The sequence below is a fragment of the Gordonia sp. YC-XJ4 genome, assembly GCF_059511865.1.
Map to the genome: position 1 here is coordinate 3,795,746 of NZ_CM183447.1, position 21,645 is coordinate 3,817,390.

General features: G+C 68.8%; 22 protein-coding genes. 8 read left to right on the forward strand and 14 right to left on the reverse strand.

Features of this window, described 5'->3' with window-relative positions:
• Positions 1 to 88: 88 nt before the first annotated feature.
• The 3 genes from nrdI to AC5ZH6_RS16925 form a co-directional block, all read right to left on the reverse strand.
• A complete protein-coding gene (nrdI, locus tag AC5ZH6_RS16915) occupies positions 89 to 571 on the reverse strand; it encodes a class Ib ribonucleoside-diphosphate reductase assembly flavoprotein NrdI (RefSeq protein WP_020170731.1) in 483 nt (160 codons plus the stop codon).
• A 221-nt stretch (positions 572 to 792) separates the two neighbouring features.
• Positions 793 to 1,026 (reverse strand): redoxin NrdH, encoded by a 234-nt coding sequence (locus tag AC5ZH6_RS16920; RefSeq protein WP_006367608.1) that lies wholly within the window; start codon positions 1,024 to 1,026, stop codon positions 793 to 795.
• A 355-nt stretch (positions 1,027 to 1,381) separates the two neighbouring features.
• Positions 1,382 to 1,951, reverse strand: coding sequence for an NAD(P)H-dependent oxidoreductase (locus AC5ZH6_RS16925; RefSeq protein WP_020170730.1), 570 nt, complete (start codon positions 1,949 to 1,951; stop codon positions 1,382 to 1,384).
• Positions 1,952 to 2,044: 93 nt separating this feature from the next.
• Between AC5ZH6_RS16925 and AC5ZH6_RS16930 the strand changes: the two genes are divergently transcribed.
• Positions 2,045 to 2,671 carry a TetR/AcrR family transcriptional regulator gene (locus tag AC5ZH6_RS16930; protein WP_006367610.1) on the forward strand — a complete coding sequence of 209 codons (627 nt, stop codon included), beginning with the start codon at positions 2,045 to 2,047 and terminating at the stop codon, positions 2,669 to 2,671.
• Positions 2,672 to 2,787: 116 nt separating this feature from the next.
• Positions 2,788 to 3,969, forward strand: coding sequence for an FAD-dependent urate hydroxylase HpxO (hpxO, locus tag AC5ZH6_RS16935; protein WP_006367611.1), 1,182 nt, complete (start codon positions 2,788 to 2,790; stop codon positions 3,967 to 3,969).
• Positions 3,970 to 4,030: 61 nt separating this feature from the next.
• Here hpxO and eccB read toward each other — a convergent pair whose 3' ends face one another.
• The gene (gene eccB / locus AC5ZH6_RS16940) at positions 4,031 to 5,539 is read right to left on the reverse strand and encodes a type VII secretion protein EccB (protein WP_020170728.1); all 1,509 of its coding nucleotides are present in this window, start codon (positions 5,537 to 5,539) and stop codon (positions 4,031 to 4,033) included.
• Between the two features lie 349 nt (positions 5,540 to 5,888).
• Here eccB and eccE point away from each other — a divergent pair, with 349 nt between their 5' ends.
• Positions 5,889 to 7,565, forward strand: a complete 1,677-nt coding sequence (eccE, locus tag AC5ZH6_RS16945) for a type VII secretion protein EccE (RefSeq protein ID WP_020170727.1) — start codon at positions 5,889 to 5,891, stop codon at positions 7,563 to 7,565.
• Between the two features lie 6 nt (positions 7,566 to 7,571).
• Here eccE and manA read toward each other — a convergent pair whose 3' ends face one another.
• From manA to AC5ZH6_RS16960, 3 genes are all read right to left on the reverse strand, one after another.
• Positions 7,572 to 8,819 (reverse strand): mannose-6-phosphate isomerase, class I, encoded by a 1,248-nt coding sequence (gene manA, locus AC5ZH6_RS16950; RefSeq protein WP_014360596.1) that lies wholly within the window; start codon positions 8,817 to 8,819, stop codon positions 7,572 to 7,574.
• Positions 8,816 to 9,937 carry a hypothetical protein gene (locus AC5ZH6_RS16955; protein ID WP_014360597.1) on the reverse strand — a complete coding sequence of 374 codons (1,122 nt, stop codon included), beginning with the start codon at positions 9,935 to 9,937 and terminating at the stop codon, positions 8,816 to 8,818. The genes manA and AC5ZH6_RS16955 overlap by 4 nt, the downstream gene beginning before the upstream one ends.
• 124 nt (positions 9,938 to 10,061) lie before the next feature.
• Positions 10,062 to 10,529: a DUF3499 domain-containing protein gene (locus AC5ZH6_RS16960; protein WP_081482465.1), complete on the reverse strand. Its 468-nt coding sequence runs from the start codon at positions 10,527 to 10,529 to the stop codon at positions 10,062 to 10,064.
• A 141-nt stretch (positions 10,530 to 10,670) separates the two neighbouring features.
• On the opposite strand from AC5ZH6_RS16960, the gene AC5ZH6_RS16965 reads away from it, so the two are divergent.
• Positions 10,671 to 11,174 (forward strand): metallopeptidase family protein, encoded by a 504-nt coding sequence (locus AC5ZH6_RS16965; RefSeq protein WP_050955222.1) that lies wholly within the window; start codon positions 10,671 to 10,673, stop codon positions 11,172 to 11,174.
• 118 nt (positions 11,175 to 11,292) lie between these two features.
• On the opposite strand, the gene AC5ZH6_RS16970 is transcribed toward AC5ZH6_RS16965, so the two are convergent.
• Complete coding sequence (locus AC5ZH6_RS16970; protein WP_170320161.1) at positions 11,293 to 11,556, reverse strand: WhiB family transcriptional regulator; 264 nt, start codon at positions 11,554 to 11,556, stop codon at positions 11,293 to 11,295.
• A 722-nt stretch (positions 11,557 to 12,278) separates the two neighbouring features.
• On the opposite strand from AC5ZH6_RS16970, the gene cofD reads away from it, so the two are divergent.
• From cofD to AC5ZH6_RS16985, 3 genes are read left to right on the forward strand one after another with little or no spacing between them, the layout of a single operon-like run.
• Positions 12,279 to 13,343 carry a 2-phospho-L-lactate transferase gene (gene cofD, locus AC5ZH6_RS16975; RefSeq protein ID WP_170320159.1) on the forward strand — a complete coding sequence of 355 codons (1,065 nt, stop codon included), beginning with the start codon at positions 12,279 to 12,281 and terminating at the stop codon, positions 13,341 to 13,343.
• On the forward strand, positions 13,340 to 14,707 hold the full coding sequence (locus AC5ZH6_RS16980) for a coenzyme F420-0:L-glutamate ligase (RefSeq protein WP_496167541.1): 1,368 nt from the start codon (positions 13,340 to 13,342) through the stop codon (positions 14,705 to 14,707). Before cofD ends, AC5ZH6_RS16980 begins: the two co-directional genes overlap by 4 nt.
• Positions 14,704 to 15,273: an NUDIX hydrolase gene (locus tag AC5ZH6_RS16985; protein WP_496167542.1), complete on the forward strand. Its 570-nt coding sequence runs from the start codon at positions 14,704 to 14,706 to the stop codon at positions 15,271 to 15,273. The genes AC5ZH6_RS16980 and AC5ZH6_RS16985 overlap by 4 nt, the downstream gene beginning before the upstream one ends.
• 42 nt (positions 15,274 to 15,315) lie before the next feature.
• On the opposite strand, the gene glgC is transcribed toward AC5ZH6_RS16985, so the two are convergent.
• Positions 15,316 to 16,530, reverse strand: a complete 1,215-nt coding sequence (glgC, locus tag AC5ZH6_RS16990) for a glucose-1-phosphate adenylyltransferase (protein ID WP_496167543.1) — start codon at positions 16,528 to 16,530, stop codon at positions 15,316 to 15,318.
• 156 nt (positions 16,531 to 16,686) lie between these two features.
• On the opposite strand from glgC, the gene glgA reads away from it, so the two are divergent.
• Positions 16,687 to 17,853 carry a glycogen synthase gene (gene glgA, locus AC5ZH6_RS16995; protein WP_496167545.1) on the forward strand — a complete coding sequence of 389 codons (1,167 nt, stop codon included), beginning with the start codon at positions 16,687 to 16,689 and terminating at the stop codon, positions 17,851 to 17,853.
• Here the strand turns inward: glgA and AC5ZH6_RS17000 are convergent.
• The 5 genes from AC5ZH6_RS17000 to folP form a co-directional block, all read right to left on the reverse strand.
• Positions 17,843 to 18,724 (reverse strand): putative RNA methyltransferase, encoded by an 882-nt coding sequence (locus AC5ZH6_RS17000; protein ID WP_496169239.1) that lies wholly within the window; start codon positions 18,722 to 18,724, stop codon positions 17,843 to 17,845. The genes glgA and AC5ZH6_RS17000 overlap by 11 nt on opposite strands.
• A gap of 56 nt (positions 18,725 to 18,780) precedes the next feature.
• Entirely contained in the window at positions 18,781 to 18,948 is a 168-nt protein-coding gene (locus AC5ZH6_RS17005; RefSeq protein WP_006367626.1) for a DUF3117 domain-containing protein, read from the reverse strand.
• A 171-nt stretch (positions 18,949 to 19,119) separates the two neighbouring features.
• A complete protein-coding gene (locus AC5ZH6_RS17010; protein WP_006367627.1) occupies positions 19,120 to 19,575 on the reverse strand; it encodes a DivIVA domain-containing protein in 456 nt (151 codons plus the stop codon).
• Positions 19,576 to 19,679: 104 nt separating this feature from the next.
• Positions 19,680 to 20,741, reverse strand: coding sequence for a glucosyl-3-phosphoglycerate synthase (locus AC5ZH6_RS17015; RefSeq protein ID WP_496167547.1), 1,062 nt, complete (start codon positions 20,739 to 20,741; stop codon positions 19,680 to 19,682).
• Positions 20,738 to 21,637: a dihydropteroate synthase gene (gene folP / locus AC5ZH6_RS17020; protein WP_079930336.1), complete on the reverse strand. Its 900-nt coding sequence runs from the start codon at positions 21,635 to 21,637 to the stop codon at positions 20,738 to 20,740. The genes AC5ZH6_RS17015 and folP overlap by 4 nt, the downstream gene beginning before the upstream one ends.
• Positions 21,638 to 21,645: the final 8 nt, after the last annotated feature.

Genomic DNA, 21,645 nt, shown 5'->3' on the forward strand with positions numbered 1-21,645 from the left:
AGAACTCCTGTGCTTTCGGGGTGTGCGGACGGGCGTGAAGGACTGATCGGGGTGGGGGTCGGCGTGTGCGGCTTCGACGATGAAACGACTACCGCGTCACTGTAGTGAGAGGGTCGGACAAGTCCGGGCGCTCGAAGGCAGGAGTCGCCGCGAACTCGACGAGACCCTCCCGAACCCGCGAGACGTCGTGGTCGGTGCCCATCAGCTCGAACCGATACAGGTAGGGCACGTGACACTTGCGCGAGATGATGTCCCCGGCGAGGCAGAACTCCTCACCGAAGTTCGTGTTACCCGCGGCGATCACCGCGCGAATCCACGATCGGTTGTCGGGGTTGTTGAGGAACTTGATGACCTGCTTGGGAACGAATCCTCCGCCGATCGCGGTCGATGACCTGCCGCCGCCGTAGGTCGGGCAGATGAGCACGAACGGTTCGTCGACTCGGAACGATTCGATGCTGAGCCGATCGGCGACGGGAATCCGTACCGACCGCAGTCCCAGCTTGCGGACGAAACGATGGGTGTTCTCCGACACGGAGGAAAAGTAGACGACCAATGGCGCGGTGCCCGTCATCTGTCTCACCCCTACCGAGTCTGATGAACGTTGTATTCGGTCAACGGCTATCCGATCAAGGGCCGTATCTGGTTGAACACCGTGATCACATGCGGAATTTCTTGGTCCGGTTGCCTGCCCCGGTGGATCGCACGGGGCAGGCAACCGCGCACGTGGCTGCACGTCGACCCGCCGGCGGTTCGATCCCGACTTCCCCTCCGGATCGAACGAGCGCGGCGGGCTCAGGCAGCGTTGGCGGCGAGCGCCTTGATGCGGTCGGGACGGAATCCCGACCAGTGGTCATCGCCGACCACGACCACCGGCGCCTGCAGGTAACCCAGGGCCATCACGTAGTCACGGGCCTCGTCGTCGGTGCTGATGTCGACGACCTCATAGGACAGCCCGTGCTTGTCGAGCGCCTTGTAGGTGGCATTGCACTGCACACAGGCCGGCTTGGTGTAGACGGTGATGGCCATTGATGAACGCTCCTCGGGTCACGTGATGATCGGCAGATGCTCGTCGGATGGGTGGCGGTCGGTTCGGTTTTCCAGCGTGAAGAACGTGACGCAGGTCACCGCATCTGGCCTTCACCCGCGGCCGCTGACGCCTCTGTGCATCTCGGCCCTGCTGGTGTTGAGAACACTACACCTAGTGCCTGACATTTCAGAGCACCCCAAGAAGTTGTGAATCACATTCATGAAACTCGCAGGTCGCGACGCATGCAGAATCGCGAATCCCGGCGTGTTGCGGTGCCGCCGGGCGTGTCGCGTTTGCGCGCCCCCACGACCCCTGCTCACGGCTCGCAGGTCACCGCGAACCGTGGCGTGGTGGTCAGACGCGGGCGGGCACCTGATCGGCCAGCACGCGCACGGCAGCACCCACGCCGTCGACGACGTCGGCGGGCAGCGCACCGTCGTCGAGTCCGACCGTCTGGATTCCGAAGTCCACTTCTTCCACGACGCGCCCACCGGCGATACCGACCGACTTGCGGGTGTCCTCACGCGACCAGGTGCCCGCGTAGCGGCCCAGCGCAGCTCCGATGACGCCGACCGGCTTGTCCTTCAGCGCACCATTGCCGTAGGGCCGCGACAGCCAGTCGATGGCGTTCTTCAGTACGGCCGGAGTGGAGCCGTTGTATTCGGGCGTGGCCAGCAGAACCGCATCGGCCGCACCCACCTGCGCGCGTAGCCGCGCCACCGCGGGATCGACATCGCCGGCCACCGGTCCGGTCGCGGAATCGAGGTCCTCGTTGTAGAACGGCAGTTGCTCGAGGCCGTCGACCAGGGTCACCGACACGCCTTCCGGCGCATTGTCGACAGCGGCCAAGGCCAACCGACGATTGATCGAGTCCTTGCGCAGACTCCCCACCAGCGCCACCACATGAACGGTCGAATCGGACACGACATCTCCTCCTGCACTCGAGTATCAGTTGATAGAATCAACCGGACCACGGTCCGAATATTTCTGCATGACGTCGAGAGTTAGGTACATCACGTGTCCGAGTCAGAGCACAACGCGCTGTCTCTGCGCCTGTCCGGCACCGGCGAACCCGAACGCGCCGACGCCGCGCGCAATCGCCGCCTACTGCTCGCCGCAGCGCAGACGCTCATCGACACCCGCGGTGCCGCGGCGGTGACGATGGATGCCGTCGCGGCAGCGGCAGGCGTCGGCAAGGGAACGGTGTTCCGTCGCTTCGGCAGCCGGACCGGGTTGATGCACGCCCTGCTCGACCACTCCGAATCCGAGCTCCAGCAGGCCTACCTCTCCGGTCCCGAACCCCTCGGCCCCGGGGCACCACCCCTCGACCGCCTGCTCGCCTACGGGCGGGCGCGGCTGAAGATGACCGTGGATCATCTCGACATCCTCCTCGAGGCCGGCGCCGACAGCGGCGAGTTCATGAAGCATCCGGTCTGGCGCGCTTCCACCCAGCACGTGCAGATCCTGCTGCGCCAGTTGGGTTTCGGCGACGACGTCCACACCGTGGCCATCGCGGTGCAGGCACCGCTGGCGGCATCGTCGGTGCAACACCTCACCGACACCGTGGGACTCGACGTCGCCACCATCACCGATCAATGGGAACGCATGGTGCGGACCCTCGCGGCGGGCTGCGCCGCCCGCTGACCACACCGGCGACGGCCACGGTTTCTCCCCCGGAGACCATCGACGGGCAGCATCCTCGACGCGCGCGAGCGCCCCGATCCCCTTAGCCTGTAGTGGTTCTGCGGGAAGGAAGTGTTGTGAAGGCTGTCATCATCGGGGCCGGTATGGGTGGACTGAGTGCGGCGATCGCGCTCAAACAACTCGGCATCGAGGTCGAGGTGTACGAGCAGGTCACCGAGAACAAGCCGGTCGGAGCGGCGATCTCGGTGTGGTCCAACGGTGTCAAATGCCTCAATCATCTCGGACTCGAGCGGGAGGTCGCCGAGCTCGGCGGCATCGTCGAGACGATGAGCTATGTCGAGGCGAAGACCGGCGACACCATGTGCCGCTTCTCGATGCAGCCGCTCATCGACGAGGTGGGCCAGCGGCCCTACCCGGTGGCGCGCGCCGAGCTGCAACTGATGCTGATGAAGGCCTACGGGATCGACGACATCCACTTCGGCAAGAAGATGATCTCGGTGAGCGACGGATCAGACAGTGGCGACGGATCAGACAGTGCCACAGTCGAGTTCGCTGACGGCACCACTGTCACCGCGGATCTGGTCATCGGCGCCGACGGCGCCAAATCGCTGACCCGCGAATACGTGCTGGGCGGACCCGTCACGCGCCGCTATGCGGGATACGTGAACTTCAACGGACTCGTGGAGATCGACGAGGCGATCGGGCCCGCCACCGAGTGGACCACCTACGTCGGCGACGGTCGCCGGGTGTCGGTGATGCCGGTGGCCGGTGGCCGGTTCTATTTCTTCTTCGACGTCCCGATGCCCGAGGGTGCGCCGTACGAACGGGGCAGTGCCAGAAAGGTTCTCGCCGCCGAGTTCGCCGACTGGGCGCCCGGCGTACAGACGCTGATCGCCGCCCTCGACCCGGCGACGACCAATCGCGTCGAGATCCTCGACCTCGACCCCTTCCACACCTGGGTCAAGGGCCGGGTCGCGGTGCTCGGCGACGCCGCACACAACACCACCCCCGACATCGGACAGGGCGGTTGCTCGGCGATGGAGGACGCCGTCGCACTGCAGTACGCGTTCCGCGACCATCCCGACGACGTACCCGCAGCGCTCGCCGCCTACCAGGCGGCGCGCACCGAGCGCGCAGGCGAACTCGTGCTGCGGGCACGCAAACGCTGCGACGTCACCCACGCCAAGGACCCGGAGAAGACCGCGCAGTGGTATCGCGAACTGCGAGAAGAGGACGGCACCAACATCATCCGTGGGATCGTCGGCAACATCATGGGCGGTCCGGTGACCCCGGTCTGACGAGTGGGGTGTGCCACGATCCCGATCGGCCCGGTCGGACACCCTGCTCGGGCGGCGCGCCCTAACCGGCCGGCACGGCGACCGGCGCGCCGGCGGGGTCGGCAGCGATGGCATCATGCGCGACGAGCGCATCGTGGCGCGACAGCGTCGGTCCCGGGGTGAGCAGTGAGACCACCGACCACGGTGCGAGCGCAGGAGCGTCACCGAGACCCAGGATCCGGCCGGTGGCCAGATCCGCGACGCCGAATCGAATGCCCGAATCATTCAGGTAGAACAGCGATTCGGACCGGGTGCTGTCCGGCTCGTTGCCGGTGACGCGGAGGTACTCACCCGACCCCGGGCGAAGGAAGACCTCGTCGATGCCGGGGCCGCTGCCATCGGCACTGGTCAACGTGACCGGTCGCTGCGACGACTCGATCGGTAATCCGCGGCCGAGGAGCATCGTCGTGGTTGCACGCGGGTCGTCGGCACCTCGGGCCCACGTCGTACACAGCGTCGGGGCCGCCGGCACGTCCACCAGATGCGGTGGACGAGACGGAAACTCGCCGACCGGCAAGGCGGTGCCGGTGTGCGGCACCGCATTGACGACGGCCGGTGCCACCGTCATCACCTCCGCGGCACCACCGTCTTCGGCGAGCCGCAACATCTCGGCAGTGGCCGCTCCGACGGGCTGCACCGCGCCGGCGAGCACCGCGTAATAGTGTGCGGCACCGTCGATCCCGACCGTGCGCACCACCGACCCGATCCGTACACCCGGCGCAGAGATCACCGGCGCCGCCGTGCCGGCAGCGAGGTCGGGGACCCGCAGCGGCGCCACCTCCGGCACCGAGTTGAGCAACCCGGTACTGACCGTGCGCGCCGTGGCCCCCTCGAGTCCGAAGGCCCGCATGACCGCCGGGTCCGCGGTGTCGACCTCGGCGCGCACGGGCACCGGCCGGTCCCCACGCCGGACCGTATACAGCAGGAAGGTCGAACGGCCGTCGGAGGCCAGTACCGCGTCTTCTGGTGCGGCCGTGCGGAATCGGTCACCGAGCGCCGGCCTCTCCCCGATCACCGCCAGCCGCACCGCGTGCGGCCCATCCGGCCGGCCCGCGAGTTGTCGGTCGTCGATCCGGTCGCACACGCTCCACGTCGAGGTCCCGGGGTGTGCCGATCCGGGTAACCCGGCAGGCGCTCCCGGGATACCCAGCAGCGCACCGCGCGGATAGTCCGCCAACTTGCGGTCGCTGACCGACGTCGGAGCGGCGGCGTCGCCGACGATCAGGCGCGCCGAGGCGAGATTGAGAACGGGATGCAAGGTCTCGTCGATCACGACGAAGAGGCCGCCGCTGTTCTTGCTCACCAGGATCGCCGACTTGCCCACACTGCCCTGTGGTTTCACCAGACCCCAGATCCCGAAGCCGGCCAACGCCAGCAGCGCCAGCACCGTTCCGAGTACCAGAGCGCGCATCTGCGAGCGCATCGGATCGTGCAGCATCCGGGCGTCGCGGCGGACCAGAGCGTGCTCGAGTCTGCTCAGCAGAAACCGGTAGCCGTTGACCTGAGCCTTCGTGGTGAGTTGCCGCGCCATGCGATCCCCTCCCTGCGCACACGACGGTGTTGATACCCGATTGGACGCACCCCATGTCCATTCGGTTCCCCCTGTGGACTACCGAGTCACCGATCCGCCTTCGCGGCGATTTGTGCGATTTGGGTAGTACCCTAACCGATACACGCGGATCGGCTCGGCACGATGTGCAGACGTCGTTTGCGCACACCTCGTCCGGGACGGTCGTGCACCGGTATGTCGGGGGAGACAGGTCGAACAGGGGGCACAGGTGGCATCGAACAGGCGGGGGCGGACGGGTTCCGGACAGAACGGGGTGGGCGCGCAGCCGCGAGCGCATCGGCGGGCCGCAGGTCCATCCCCGGTGCGGTGCGTGGTGCTCGTCGAGGTGCTGCTGGCCCTGGGTCTGATGATCTGGGCCGTGAGGGGCGCCCACCTGGGCGGGCCGGCACTGGCGATCGCCGCGGTGGCGGCACTCATGATGATCCCGTGGCGCGAGCACACCTCGCCCCTGCAGCGCATCGGTCGCCGATGCGCCTTCGCCTGGGCGCGTCTGCGTCGGCGCACCGACGACGTCGCCCCCGCACCGTTCGACATTCCGACCCGAACGGTCGTGGGATCACGCGTCGCCGACGTCGACGAGGCGCCGATCGGCGCCCGCTGGGCCGGCGACACCCTGATCACCGCGCTGCGGATCCGCCCCGGCACACCCGTGCTGACCCGGCTCGGCGCGCCGGCCGGCGTCGGTTCGGGGACCGCCGAAGCGCATGTCCCCCTTGACGTTCTCGCCGAGTGCATCGATCCGTTCGACATCCCACTCGCCTCGATCGACGTGGTGAGCCACGGGACCCGACTCCGCGGTCGGGGCCCTGCGGCGTCGACCTATCTGCGGACCCTGGGGCGACTGTCGGCCACCGCCCACCGGAACGTGTTCGTGATCCTGCGACTCGATCCCCGGGACTGTCCCGACGCCGTCGCCCGGCGTGGCGGCGGCGCCGAAGGTGCACTCCGGGCGGCGACGATCACCACCAAACGGGTCGCCCGCCGGCTGACCGAACGCGGGCTCGCCGTCACCGCGCTCTCGGCGGCCGAGATGACCGCGGTCACCGACCATCTCACCGCCGGCCACGAGCTCGACGAGCTGACCGAGGAGTGGGACGGGTTGCGCGGCTCCCGACTGACCACGCGGTCGCTCGCCGTCGATCCGGACGAACTCCCGCGGGTGGCTGCCGACATCTGGTCGCAGCCGAGCGCCGCGACGACGCTGACGATGCGTCTCGGACGAGGCACCGATGGTCGTCTGCGGGTCGCCGCACTGGTCCGTCTCGACGGTGGCCCGGCCGACGATGGGCCGAACGGCAGCGGCCCGAACAGCGGTGACCCGGCCGGCACCATGCGGTTGCGCGGCCGCCAGTTCGATGCGTTCACCACCTCACTCCCGGTGGCATCGCCCTCGCGGCTCGCACGCGCGCTACCCGCGGCCGAAGGCGCACGTGCCGCACGACTCGTCGAGCACCTCGCGCTCCCCGCCGGCGGCTGCGGACAACTCCTCGGCGCCGATCGGAGCGGTCACGCGGTCGCGTTGCCGCTCGTCGGTCCGGGCGTCGAGGTGGTCGTCCTCTCGGGCTCGTTTGCGATGATCGCCCAAACCGTCCTGCGCACGGTTGCGATCGGGGCTCCGGTGGTGCTCCACACGGCCTCCGCGCAGCGCTGGCACCACCTCGTCGCCGCCGTCGCCGATCCCCCGATGCTGCATGTCGCACTCGCCGACAACGCGCCCCGCGGGGTCCGGGTGGATCTCTACGACGGGATCGACCCGCCGGCCGGTCCCCCACCGCCGGGCGTCACGCGTTTCGTCGTCGACGACGGCACGCGCCGTCCCGGATCGGCCGCGACGATCTCACTCATCCAGAATCCGCGTGTGCCCCAACAGATCTCGGTGGTCACCGCGACCGCCCGGACGACGGTGACCATGGTCGCGTTACCCGAGGAGTGGGCGATGATCGGAGAGGCCGCGCGCAACGAGCCGGTGCCCGCCGGACGCGGATAACCCCGATCACCCGTGGATCGGCACCAGGGCGCGGAAGAACACCGCACGCGCCGACGCCGCGCGGACCACCACGTCGGGATCGGCGTCGGTCAGCCAGGCCGCCCGGCCCGCGGTCACCGCCAGCGGTGCACCCCCGGCCGGACGGACCTCGATGGTGCCGGACAGCACCGCGAGGATCTGCGGGCCCGGCATGTCGAAACTGATCGATGACGGCTGCGTCATCCCGGTGCCGTCGAGTTCCACACGGGACAGCCGGAATTCGGGTGCCGGGGTGAGATAGATGCGTTCGGCGCCGACGGTGCGGATCGCCGGGATCAGGTCGGGCACGTCGACCGGCGTGAAATCGAGGACCCGCAACAGTTCGGGCACGTCGATGTGTTTGGACGTCAACCCGCCGCGCAACACGTTGTCGGAGTTGGCCATGATCTCCACCCCGGTGCCGTCGAGGTAGGCGTGCAGGTTGCCGGCCGGCAGGTACAGACCCTCACCGGGTTGCAGTCGCACCCGGTTGAGCAGGAGCGAACCCAGCACCCCGGGATCGTTGGGATACATCTCGCCGAGTTCGAGCAGGGTCCGCAGTTCGTCGCCGAACCCGCTCTCACCCGATTCGAGCACGCGCACCGCAGCGGAGAGCACAGCGGGCGTCACCCGTTGGATCGTGGCCTCCGGCAGGGTGAGCCAGGTGGTGAACAACGCGCGCAGACCGTGTGAATCCGGTTGGCCCACCAGCATTCCCAGGAACGGATCGAGTTCGCTGACCTGCAGCTCGCGCAGCAACTCGACGGTGACCGCCGGGTCGCGGAAACCCGCGAGAGCATCGAACTCGGTGAGCGCGACCACCAACTCCGGCTTGTGCCACGGATCGCGGTAATTGCGGTCACGCGCGTCGAGGGCGAGCCCTTGGGCGTTCTCCCGCGCGAAACCCTCACCGGCCTGGTCGGACGAGGGATGCGCCTGCAGCGACAGCGGTTCGTCGGCGGCGAGGACCTTGAGCAAGAACGGCAGCCGACCGGAGAACCGCTCGACGGTCGGCGCACCGAGGGCGGCGGTCCGATCGGACTCGATCACCGAGAGCAGATCGGCGCCGATCGTCGTCCCGTCGTCCTCGACGACGCACGCCGGACCGGCGCTGTGAGCGCCGAACCACAACTCGGCCTCGGGGTGCGGTGACGGTACCGGTTTGCCACGCAGTGAGGCGATCGCGGTACGCGACCCCCACGCATACGTGCGGACGACTCCCTCGATGACCTTCATCCTTGCTCGGCTCCGATCAGTCGCAGGTACACCGCTGCCATTTCGATACGCAACATCAACACCAACAGGGACGTGAGATCGCCGGGGGCGTCGGCCGGTTCGGCGGGGTCACCACCGACCACGGGCGGGACCTGCGCATCGGCGTCGGCTCCGACGAGGACCTCCGTCGACGCCAGGGCGCCGATGCGACGACGCGTGTCCCACTCGCGGGCGGCGGTGGTGGCCACCATCACCCGCGGTGGGCCATCGCCGCGCGGCCCGTCGATCTGCGGGTCGTAGAACAGGGAGTCGGCGGCCGACCCGGCCTCGGCGACCGACCAGATGTCCCGCGAGACACGTGAAATGTCGGCGAGATCGGCTGTCGCGCACCGACTTCCAGAAACCGCGAAGAGCACCGCGGCGGCTCGATCGGCCACCGCAAGTGTCGCGGGTGAGTCACCGGTCCACATCACCGGCCCCTCGCCGAGCCGAGCGGCGAGGATCTTGGCCTGGTTGTGGAAGGTCTCGCGCGCGGGATGATCGGCGGCAGCCTCGGAGTCGAGCGCGTCGGCGAGGTCGGACACCGTGGGTGCGGATCCGGTGAACCGGACCTGGGTGAGCGCGGTGAACACCGCGAGCAACACTGCCACGAAGCCGGGGAAGCGAAACCGGGGATCGACGTCCACCCGAGGCGAGAAGTCGATCCCATTGCCCCCCAATGCATCCCGTAACGGACCTTCGATGGGCGCACTGATCACGACCTCGGCGCGACGCCGCAACGACCGCGCTGCGGCGTCGGCGAGAGTCATGTCACCGCCATCGATACCGGCGAGAACGACGACGTCGAGCGGACCGATCCAACCGGGCAACGCCGAGGTACACACGATGGGGACGTCGACCCGCGTGGCGAGCATCGCACACACCATCGCGGTGGCGCCGGCGGCCGGACCACCCGGGGCGCACACGATGACCACACTGCGGGGACGCAACTCCGAGAGCGGCTCGGCGACACCCTCACGCACGGCCTCGGCGACCGAGCGCACCTGCGCCCCGGCGAGTGCGGCCGCGTGCAGGAGTCCCTCGGTGTCGGCCGCGATCAGGTCGTCGACGTCGTCGAGATCGGGGGCACCGGTTCGCATGACCCCTACAGTAGTCAGCCGTTCGGCACGGCGCCCACACAGCGCGCGACCCGATGACGGGCGGCCGTCGGCGGTTCGGTGCGCCGGAGTGCACGAGCCATCGGTGGGCACTCGAGGCGAGCGGTCAGTCGACGGGGTCGGGCAGGACCCGGAGGTGGCCGCGCCGGCCCGGGCGCGGTTTGGTGGCACCACCACGCGGCCCGGGATCGGCGGGATGTGCGTCGCGGGTGGGCGCGCGGTGGCGCCCCGGACGCATGTCGTCGAACGCATCGATCGGATCGGGATGGGACATGTCCGCGGCAACCCGCCCGGCACGTCCTCCGGAGCTGGCCTCGCGCACGGCCTCGGCAAGGGCGGTCAGCTCGTAGTCCTCGGCCAACGGCGCCGAGAAACCCCGTTCACTGCGCAGCATCTCCCAGCCGCGGGGCACGGTGATCCGGCGCGCATGCTCGTCGCACAGATCCCAGGAATGCGGTTCGGCCGAGCTGGCGAGGGGTCCGATCACGGCCGTCGACTCCGCATAGACAAAGGTCAGGGTAGCCACCGCGGAACGGGTGCAGCCGGGCCTGCAGCACTGGCGGGGAAGCTTCACGTCATTGAGGTTAGCCCGGCCCGGATCGATCCGGTGATCCCGACACGCGTGAACCGTCGACACCGACACCGCGGACGGGCAACCGACACGAGACAGGCACCGGCACGAGACATTCGGCAGGCGCCCTCCTACACTCGCGCCATGCGATTCGATGGTTTTCGGCCACCGCGCGCCGGTCGCACCGGGCCGGCGCGTACCCCTCGGCGTCGTGAGCGCCGCGGGCGTGGATTGCGGACACCGTTGTTGCCGCCGAGCGTGCCCGCCTGGCGCAGCAAATCCGACGAATTCGACGCGGTGGCCATCGAGGCCTTCGCCGAGATCGATGCGCGGTGGCACGACGAGCTCGCCGGACTCGACATCGCCGTCGACGAGATCCCCCGCATGTTGCCGCGGGATCCGGAGACGATCCAATGGCCCGACGAGGTGACCGCCGACGGCGCGATCCCGCTCGCGCGGCTCATCCCGGCCGGTGTCGACGTCCACGGGCAGCCGACCCGCGCGAAGATCATCTTGTTCCGCAGACCACTGGAGAGCCGCGCGCGTCGCGACACCGAACTGATCGAACTGATCCACGAGGTGCTGGTGCAGCAGGTCGCCACCCACCTCGGCGTCGACGAGGACACGATCGACCGGGGACTCGACTGACCCGGCACGGCGGGACGGCGTCGCTGCGTCAAGATCTCACCGTGGCCGGCCTCGGTGGCCGACGCCGATGGTGATCACCGCACGGTGATCACCATGACCGGCGCTCGCCGGCCGCGGCTCAGATGATGCCGCGCTTGAGGCGGCGGCGCTCGCGCTCGGAGAGGCCGCCCCAGATCCCGAACCGCTCGTCATTGGCGAGCGCGTATTCGAGGCACTCCGCCTTGACCTCACATCCGGAGCAGATGCGTTTGGCCTCGCGGGTCGATCCACCCTTCTCCGGGAAGAACGCCTCGGGATCGGTTTGGGCGCACAGCGCCCGGTCCTGCCACTGCTCCTCCACCGCGTCGAACAGATCGTCGAACTCGTTGGGCACCAACGACAAATGCCGTCGCGGGGCGTCGGACTCGGCGTCGAAGACCCCGACCTGCGGTGCGGTCAGGAACGTTTCGTTCACCGGTCCGAGACTGCGATACAACGCGTCGTCCGAGCCGGTGATGTGTGAAGGATCTTGTGGTTCAAGGGGATTGCCGATCGGGTTGTCGAATGCCATCGTCGGCCCCTCCTGCCTGGGAAGTCGTTGTACTGCTGCTGTCTCGCGCCACGGCGTCACTGCCGCGTCACCCCGTCCACCTGTTCGTCGTTCGATCTTCACCAGTGCCCGGCGTTCCGAGTCGCACTCACACCACGCGAGCACCACATCGACCCGAAGCGACATCCGGTCGAACATTCTATCGAAAACACTTAGCTCTCAGTGATTCTCGATCTCGAACCGAAAATGACACTGATGTGATTACACACGCTGGCGGCCACTCAGGTCAAGCCGAGCGAGAAATCTTCTTAATACCACTGGCCGAGGAAAACCGGAGTCGCGACACGTGGGGAAGATGATTCGTCAGGAATCTCACATCGCCTGCGCGGCCGGACGTCCGGGTTGCGACCTCAGCCGCACCCGGACACCGACCCGTACGGTCTACCGGAAGCGCGGGCGCGGCGCCACCCGGGTCGGTGTCGGTCGCGCGCGTCGGTCGTCGGTTCTGGTTCACCCGCTTGTCGTGGGGTCACCAGAGTCGGGCCGCTGCCGTCGGGTCACTACAGTGGAGCGCTGTGAAGGTGACCGTTCTCGTCGGTGGCGTCGGTGGCGCTCGATTCCTGCAGGGTGTCCGCGAATTGTTCGGGCCGACGCCGTTTCCCGCGCCCGCCGAGGACTCGGCGGGCGACGAGTCGGCAACTCCCCCTGGCCCCCATGAGATCACTGCGATCGTCAACGTCGGTGACGATGCGTGGATGCACGGGGTACGGATCTGCCCCGACCTCGACACCTGCATGTACACCCTCGGCGGTGGCATCGACACCGAGCGCGGGTGGGGGCGCAGGGGTGAAACCTGGCACGCCAAGGAGGAACTCGCCGCCTACGGCGCCGATCCGGACTGGTTCGGGCTCGGCGATCGCGACCTCGCCACCCATCTCATCCGCACCCAGATGCTCGACGCGGGCTACCGGCTCTCCGACGTCACCGCCGCACTGTGCAAACGCTGGCAGCCCGGTGTGCGGCTGTTACCGGCCACCGACGACCGCCACGAGACCCACGTCGTGGTGTCCGCTCCGGGCGGCGAGGACGGCGCCCAGGTGGCGATCCACTTCCAGGAGTGGTGGGTTCGGCACCGGGCCAAGATCCCGACATTCGGTTTCGCCCAGGTCGGTTCGGACGACACGCACGCCGCTGCAGGGGTGATCGAGGCGATCGCCGACGCCGACGTCGTCCTGCTGGCCCCCAGCAACCCGGTGGTGAGCATCGGCGCGGTGATCAGCGTGCCGGGCGTACGCAGCGCGTTGCGCACCACCGGGGCACGCGTCGTCGGCGTGAGTCCCGTCATCGACAACCGGCCCCTGCGCGGCATGGCCGACGAGTGTCTGTCGGTGATCGGGGTCGAGACCACCGCCGAGGCGATCGCGGCACACTACGGCGCGCGCAGCGGCAACGGGCTCCTCGACGGGTGGCTCATCGCCGACGGCGACGAGGCCGCGGTCGAGGGCATCTCCATCGGCGCCGCTCCCCTGCTGATGACCGACCCGATCGCCACCGCGCACATGGTGCGCGCGGCGTGTGCTCTGGTCGGCGTCGACACCCCGGAGATCGCCGGACCGGACTCCACCGGAGCTGATCGATGACCACGGGCGACGGCGCATCTCCGATCACCGATCACCGCGCCCCTGGCATCATCGAGGTGCGCCCGGTGATCGGGTTGCCGGAATTCGACACGACCACCGACCTCACCAGCGAGATCCTCACGGCCGCACCGTGGTTGGCGTCCGGCGACGTGCTGGTGGTGACCAGCAAGGTCTTCTCCAAGACCGAGGGCCGCATGGTGCCCGCCCCCACCGACCCCGACGAACGCGACGCCCTGCGCCGACGCCTCGTCGTGCAGGAATCGGTGCGGGTACTCGCGCGCCGCAACCGCACACTGATCACCGAGAACCGACTCGGCCTCGTGCAGGCCGCCTCCGGCATCGACGGGTCGAATGTTCCGGTCGACGCGCTCGCGCTGTTGCCGGAGAACCCCGACCGCAGCGCCGCCGAACTCCGCGCGTCCCTCGCCGCGGCCGCGGGCATCGATGTGGCGGTGATCGTCACCGACACGATGGGCCGCGCGTGGCGGACCGGCCAGATCGACGTGGCGATCGGAGCGGCGGGGATCGCGGTCACCCATCCCTACGAGGGTGGCGTCGACAGCCACGGAAACCCGTTGGTGGTCACCGACATCGCCGTCGCCGACGAGATCGCGGCCGCGGCCGATCTGGTGAAGGGCAAACTCGCGGGCGTACCGGTGGCCGTGGTGCGTGGATTGCAGCCCACCGACGACGGGTCACGGGCGGCCGATCTGATCCGGCCCACCGACGAGGACCTGTTCCACCTCGGTACCGCCGAGGCGATCGAGCAGGGCCGCCGGGAGGCACTGCTGACGCGGCGGTCCGTGCGCGCCTTCGCCGACACCCCGGTCGACCCGGAATCGATCACCGCGGCATGCGCAGACGCGCTCACCGCACCCGCTCCGCACCACACCCACCCGGTGCGATTCGTGTGGGTCCGCGACGCCGCGCGCCGAACGCGACTGCTCGATGCGATGGGCGAGGCCTGGCGCGCCGATCTCGGCGCCGACGAGAAGACCGCCGAGTCGATCGAGAAGCGCGTCGCGCGCGGGCGCATCCTCTACGACGCCCCGGAACTGGTGATCCCGTTTCTGATCCCCGACGGCGCCCACACCTATCCCGACGAGCGTCGCAACGCCGCCGAGCACACCATGTTCACCGTCGCCGCAGGTGGCGCCGTCACCGCCCTGCTCGTCGCCCTCTCGGTACGCGGACTCGGCTCCTGCTGGGTCGGTTCGACCATCTTCGCCGCGCCCGTGGTGACCTCCCACCTCGAGGTCCCCGCGGACTGGGAACCGTTGGGCGCCATCGCCATCGGCCACCCGGCACAGGAGTCCGGGCTGCGTGGGAGCGCGCCCACCGACGACTGGCTGATCGTCCGGTGAGCGCCGAATCCCTGCACGATTCGGCGGTGGCGACGCTCGAGGACTGGACGGCGCCCTCGCCGGAACAGGACTCACTGCGGCACACCTATCGCGCCTTCCTCGACGCCGCCGCGCAGGCCTGCCTACGCGCTCACGCGCCCGGTCACCTGACCGCGTCGGCGATCGTCTTCGACGCCGGCGCCGACCACGTACTGCTGACCCTGCATCCGCGGGTGGGCAAATGGATTCAACTCGGTGGGCACTGCGAACCCGACGACGCGACCATCGCCGACGCCGCGCTGCGTGAGGCGCGCGAGGAATCCGGCATCGACAGTCTGGAGTTGGCCGGGCTCGCGCAACTGCACACCCATCCGATCACCTGTTCGCTCGGCGTGCCGACACGACACCTCGACGTGCGGTTCGTCGCGGTGGCCCCACCGACGTCGGACGGCGGCCTGCCGCCGATCACGATCAGCGACGAGTCACTCGATCTGCGGTGGTGGCCGGTCGAGGCGTTGCCCGCCGACACCGAGGGCACCGATATCGTCACCCTCGTCGCCCTCGGACGCAGCATCCTCGCACCCTGAGCGAGACACCGGAACGCTGAGCAGACCGGCGCCCCGGAGCGCTCAGACGCGGATGTTCTTGCCGACGGTCACCACACCACCGGCACTGACCGCGAAGCGCTGACGATCGGCCTCGAGGTCGGTACCGAGTTGTTCACCCTCGCCGACGACGACGTTCTTGTCGAGGATGGCGCGTCGGACCACCGCACCCTTGCCGACCCGCACGCCGGGCATCAGCACACTGCCCTCCACGACGGCACCGTCCTCGATCATCACGTTCGCCGAGAGCACCGAGGTGCTCACCGATCCGGCCGACACGATGCATCCGGCGCCGACCACCGAATCCTGGGCGTGACCGCCCTGCACGAACTTCGCGGGCGGCAGATGCAGTGTCTCACCGCGAATCGGCCAGCGACGGTTGTACAGGTTGAACACCGGGTGCACCGACACGAGGTCCATGTGTGCGTCGTAGAACGCGTCGAGCGTCCCGACATCACGCCAGTACCCCCGGTCGCGTTCGGTGGCACCGGGCACCTCGTTGTCGGCGAAGTCGTAGACGAACGCCCGCTGCTGGTTCACGAAGGCCGGGATGATGTCGCCGCCCATGTCGTGATCGGAATCGGAGTCGGCCGCGTCGGCGCGGATCGCCTCCACGAGCGCCTCGGTGGTGAACACGTAGTTGCCCATCGAGGCGAAGGTGACGTCGGGGTCGTCGGGAGTGCCCGGCGGATCGGCGGGTTTCTCCAGGAACCGGGTGATCAGCCCCGACTCGTCGGCATCGATGCACCCGAACGCGCTGGCCTCCGCGCGCGGCACCCGGATGCCTGCGACGGTGACGTCGGCGCCGGAGTCGATATGCGCCTCGACCATCTGCGACGGGTCCATCCGATACACGTGGTCGGCACCGAAAACGACGATGTAATCCGGTTGTTCGTCCTCGATGAGGTTCATCGACTGGAAGATCGCATCGGCGCTGCCGGTGTACCACCGCGGACCCAGACGCTGCTGCGCGGGCACCGGGGTGATGTACTCCCCGTGGAATCCCGATGACCACCAGGTCTGCGAGATGTGGCGGTCGAGTGAATGCGACTTGTATTGCGTCAGAACGCAGATGCGTTCGTAACCGGCGTTGACCAGATTGGACAGGACGAAGTCGATCAGCCGGTAGGCGCCACCGAATGGGACCGCCGGTTTCGCGCGGTCCATCGTCAGCGGGTACAGGCGTTTACCCTCACCGCCCGCAAGGACGATACCGAGCACGTGCGGCTGTGATCTCACACTCACAACTTAACCGCCAATCTGTGCACGGGCCAGACGAACACACACCTCGATCCACGGATGTTCGCGATGTTCTCGCCTCGACGACATCCGGCTCCCGCCGAGTTTGCCCCGCTTTCGTGGCGAACTGCGCGCGCGGGCACTAGCGTCGTCGTCATGAGGGTGGCGATGATGACACGGGAGTATCCACCCGAGGTCTACGGTGGTGCCGGAGTCCACGTGACCGAGCTGGTGCGACACCTGCGCGCACTGATCGAGGTCGACGTGCACTGCATGGGACAACCGCGGGACACCGCGACGGTCTACGCGCCCGACCCGGGGCTCGCCGGCGCCAATGCGGCGATCACAACGCTGTCCGCCGATCTGCGGATGGCGGTGGGTGCCGCCGGTGCCGACCTGGTGCACTCGCACACCTGGTACACCGGTCTCGCCGGGCATCTGGCGGCCGAGTTGCACGGTGTGCCACATGTATTGACCGCACACTCACTGGAACCGATGCGGCCGTGGAAGGCCGAACAACTCGGTGGCGGCTATCGGGTGTCGAGCTGGGTGGAACGCAACGCCGTCGAGTACGCCGACGCGGTGATCGCGGTCAGCTCCGGGATGGCCAACGACGTATGCGAGACCTATCCGCGCCTCGATCCCGATCGAGTCCACGTGGTACGCAATGGGATCGACACGTCGCAGTGGTTTGCCGTCGACGACCCGTTCGGTCCGGACTCGACGTTGACCACACTCGGCGTCGACCCCGATCGGCCGATCGCGGCTTTCGTCGGCCGGATCACGAGACAAAAGGGCGTCGCCCATCTCGTCGCGGCCGCCCACCATTTCGATCCCGACGTGCAGCTCATCCTGTGCGCAGGAGCACCGGACACCCCGGAGATCGGCGCGGAGGTCGAGTCGGCTGTCGCCTCGCTGTCGGCCTCGCGCCACGGCGTGCACTGGGTCCGGGAAATGCTCCCACTCCCGCGCATCCGGGAAATCCTGACCGCGGCAACGGTATTCGTCTGCCCGTCGGTGTACGAGCCACTGGGCATCGTGAACCTCGAGGCCATGGCCTGCGGAACGGCAGTGGTGGCCTCGGCAGTCGGCGGCATTCCCGAGGTGGTCCGCGACGCCGTCACCGGCGTCCTCGTCCCCTATGACCCCGCCGATCCGGTTGCGTTCGAGCGCGGCCTTGCCGACGGCGTCAATGCGGTGGTGCGTGATCCGGCGACCGCCGAATCGATGGGCAAGGCCGGACGCGAGCGGGCCGCCGCGGAGTTTTCCTGGGATGCGATCGCCGAGCAGACCCTCGGGGTGTATCAGGCAGTCACACGCTGAAATCCGGCCCCGACGGATGGGGCCGGTCACCGCGAATGCGGCACACCGTGACGGTGACCGCGACGGTGATCTGCAGGCTGCCACCGTGAGCGCCGGCCACGGCGTCGGCCACCTCGTCGATGTGCGCACGGTTGTGGTGAAATGCCGAGGGCCCCATGGCGACGAGGTCGGCGATCGTCGGCGCGGTCACCGTGCACTTCTCCTGCACCACCCGCCGGTCGACGATGTCGAAAGCCGGTGACAACGCGGCCTCGATCCGATCGTCCTTGTCCGGTCCCACCGTCAGCATGCCCAGCGGGCCCACGAGTTCGGTCAGGTGATCGGGACGGGGGGCCACGATGACCAGATGACCACCCGCGCGCAGGACACGCGCGGTCTCGGCGATGTTGCGCGGGGCGAACACCGACAGCGCCACCGCTGCCGAACCCGACCGCATCGGGATCTGCCGCCACACGTCGGCGACCACACTCGCGGTGGTCGGCTCGCCGCGCGCCGCCGCCCGGGCGCACGCCTTGGACAGGTCGATGACCACCCCACGCGCGTTCGGGGCCCGGCGCAGGCACGCACGGAGGTACACACCCGGGCCGCCCCCGAGATCGACGATCAGGGGGGACTGCTCATCGGCGGGGCACAGACCGGCAGGGCACAGATCGGCGACAGCGGTGGCGGTGGCCTCGACGACCGGCGACAGGACGCCTGCGTCGTGCACACGGAGTCGAGCGGCAACCATCTCCGGGGTGTCGGCACGGAGCGCACCGGAGCGCCCGTCGAGGAGCGCGACGTAGCCATGGCGGGCGATGTCGAAGGAATGGCGCCGACCGCACCGCAGCGCGGCGTGGTCGGCGGTGAGATCCAGGGCATCCGTGCAGATCGGACACCTCAGGTCGGGAAGTAGCTCGGTCAGCGCCGAGCGGGCCTGCGACCCGGTCAGCCGGTGACCCCGCGGAGTTCTTCGCCGAGAGCCGCGGCCTCGTCCGGGGTCAGCTCGACCACCAGACGTCCACCACCCTCGATCGGAATGCGCACGACGATCCCACGTCCCTCCTTGGCCGCTTCCAGTGGCCCATCTCCAGTTCGTGGCTTCATCGCCGCCATTCTCAAACTCCCTTCAGAGTCTCGCGTCGCCGAGGGCTCCCGGCCGTCGCCGGACGATCGTTCCGACATGACGGCGCAGCCCGGATCGCGGCCATGCGGCCGGTGACGGTGGTTGCCGCCAGAGCAATGATACGTGGCGCGCCGACCTGCAGATGCCCACGCGCCCGCATGTCAGTCACGCGTTTCGGTCACGGACCCGGCAGTGGGGTCGGCAGAAGCCGCCCCGGCGCCCTCCGGGAGGGACTCGAAGGCGGCCCCCTGTGGGTCCTCGACACCCGCGGACGCCGTGCCCGCCTCGTGACGACCGATGCCGGCGGCGACCGGGTGCACCGACGCGGCGTCGCGGTCCTGCAGCTGCTGGATCAGCGCGCGGAGATCGTCGATCTCGTCGGCGAGCCGGGCCAGCGCCCAGTCGACCTCGCTCTGCTTGTACCCGCGGACGGTGAGCGCGAACCGCAGTGCGCGCACGTCGTATCCGTTGATCCCGTTCCGCGGAAGACGGGTCAGCGTCGAGGTCGCGTCGACCGGTGGAAGGTCCTCACCGCGACCGAACACGAACCAGACCACGGCGAAGACGACGGCCACCACGACCGCCATGATCAGCAGGTACAGCAAGAGGGTCTGCATGATCCCATGGTGTCAGAGAGGTGACCGGCCGCGCCGCCGTGGCCTGGTGCCACGTCGCGATCACCACGGCCCGAGGCGAGCGCCCGCCGGGCGAGGCGAGCGGCCTACGAGGCGATCTCCTCGTCGTCGGCGGCGATGTCGACCGCGCGCAGGGTCTTCATCGGCGGACGGTCCTCGAGATAGACGTCGGTGGTGTGCGGGGTGAACGTGCCGTCGGGCTCCGCGGTGAACTGCGTCAACCCGACGCCCGAATCCTCGATGCCGCACCGGCGCATCAGGGTGCCCACGATTTGGCGGCTCATCACGCCGAGCTCGATGAGCGGGCGGTTGCGGTGGGTGCGCACCCCGAGATTCACCTGGCCGATGCCCTCGAGGCCGTACCGGTCGTAGGTGTCGATCAGCAGGCCGATCTCCACCCCGTATCCGGGCGCGAACGGCACCGAGGAGAGCATCTCGCGGGTGCCTGCGTACTCCCCGCCGAGGGGCTGGAGCACCGCGGTGAGTTCGGGTTTCTGCGAGGCGAGCAGTGGCCGTGCGACGAGTTCGGTGACGCGGCCGCCGCCGTTCGCGTCCTGCGTGCCCCCGGTGCGCAGGGGGCGGCGGTAGTAGCCCTTGACCAGCTGGATGTCGGGGTTCACCAGCAGGGGTCCGAGCATCTTCGGCACGAACATCGGATCGGGGTCGATCAGATCGGAGTCGACGAAGGCGATGATGTCACCGGTCGCGACGGCGATCGAGCGCCACAGCACCTCGCCCTTGCCCTTGACGGGCTCGAGTTCGGGGACCGCGTCCTCGCGGCTGATCACCTCGGCGCCGGCGGCCCGCGCCCGTTCGACGGTTGCGTCGGTGGACCCGGAGTCCAGCACGATCAGCTCGTCGACGAGTGTTCCGACCAGCGGCCGGATGGTGGCGATGACGTCGGCGACGGTTTCTTCCTCGTTCAGGGCGGGCAGGACCACCGATACCGTGCGTCCGTCCTTGGCGGCGACGAGGTCGTCGATCGTCCAGTCCGGTTGTTCCCAGGTGTGGGTGGTCGACCACGAACCCCGGTCGGCGGTGTCTGCGGGCGCCGGCCACATGGCGGCCTTGTCCCGACCGGTGGATGCCGTCGGTGTCCGACCGGCGACGTGTGGGCGGTTCTGGGTTCGACGTACCTTCTTGGTCATGCGAGTCCCCTGACTGTTCTGGCTGGAGGCCGTGTGCCCGCTATCGCGGCGACCATGTCGACCACGCGGCGGGTGGCGGCGACCTCGTGGACGCGGAAGATCCGGGCGCCGTGTTCAGCGCTCAGAGCGGTCGCCGCGAGTGTGCCCTCCACCCGGTGTTCGAGGTCCACTCCCAGAGTCTCCCCCACAAAATCCTTGTTGCTCAGCGCCATCAGCACCGGCCAACCTGTCTTAACAAGATCTTTTACGTGACGTAACAAGGTCAGCCCGTGGTGGGTGTTCTTGCCGAAATCATGCGTCGGATCGATCACGATCGAGTCACGGGCAACACCCGCGGCCTCGGCCCGACGGGCCGCCGACGTCACCGCTTCGAGCACATCGGCCACGACGTCGGTGACCGCATCGCCGTAGGCGACCCGATGCGGTCGGGTCCGCACCACCGCGCCGCCGGTGTGCGAACACACGATCCCGGCCCGGTGGGCGGCGGCCACCTCGACCAGTCCCGGGTCGGCTCCGGCCCAGGTGTCGTTGATGAGGTCGGCGCCCACCGCACACGCCTGATCGGCGACCTCGCTGCGCCAGGTGTCGACGCTGATGAGCAGATCGGGGTAGCGATCACGAATCCAGGCGATGAACGGCACCACCCGCGCGATCTCCCCCGCGGCGTCGACCTCCTCGCCCGGGCCGGCCTTGACACCGCCGATGTCGACGATGTCGGCGCCCTCGGCCACGACGCTCTCGACCCGTTCCTTGGCCGCGTCGTCGGTGAAACTGGCCCCGCGGTCGTAGAAGGAATCGGGTGTGCGGTTCACGATCGCCATCACCAGCGCCCGATCGGCGGCGACCGGGCGGCCGCACAGGGTCTCGCCCCCGTACTTCACACGTCGCGCGTCCATGGCGACCA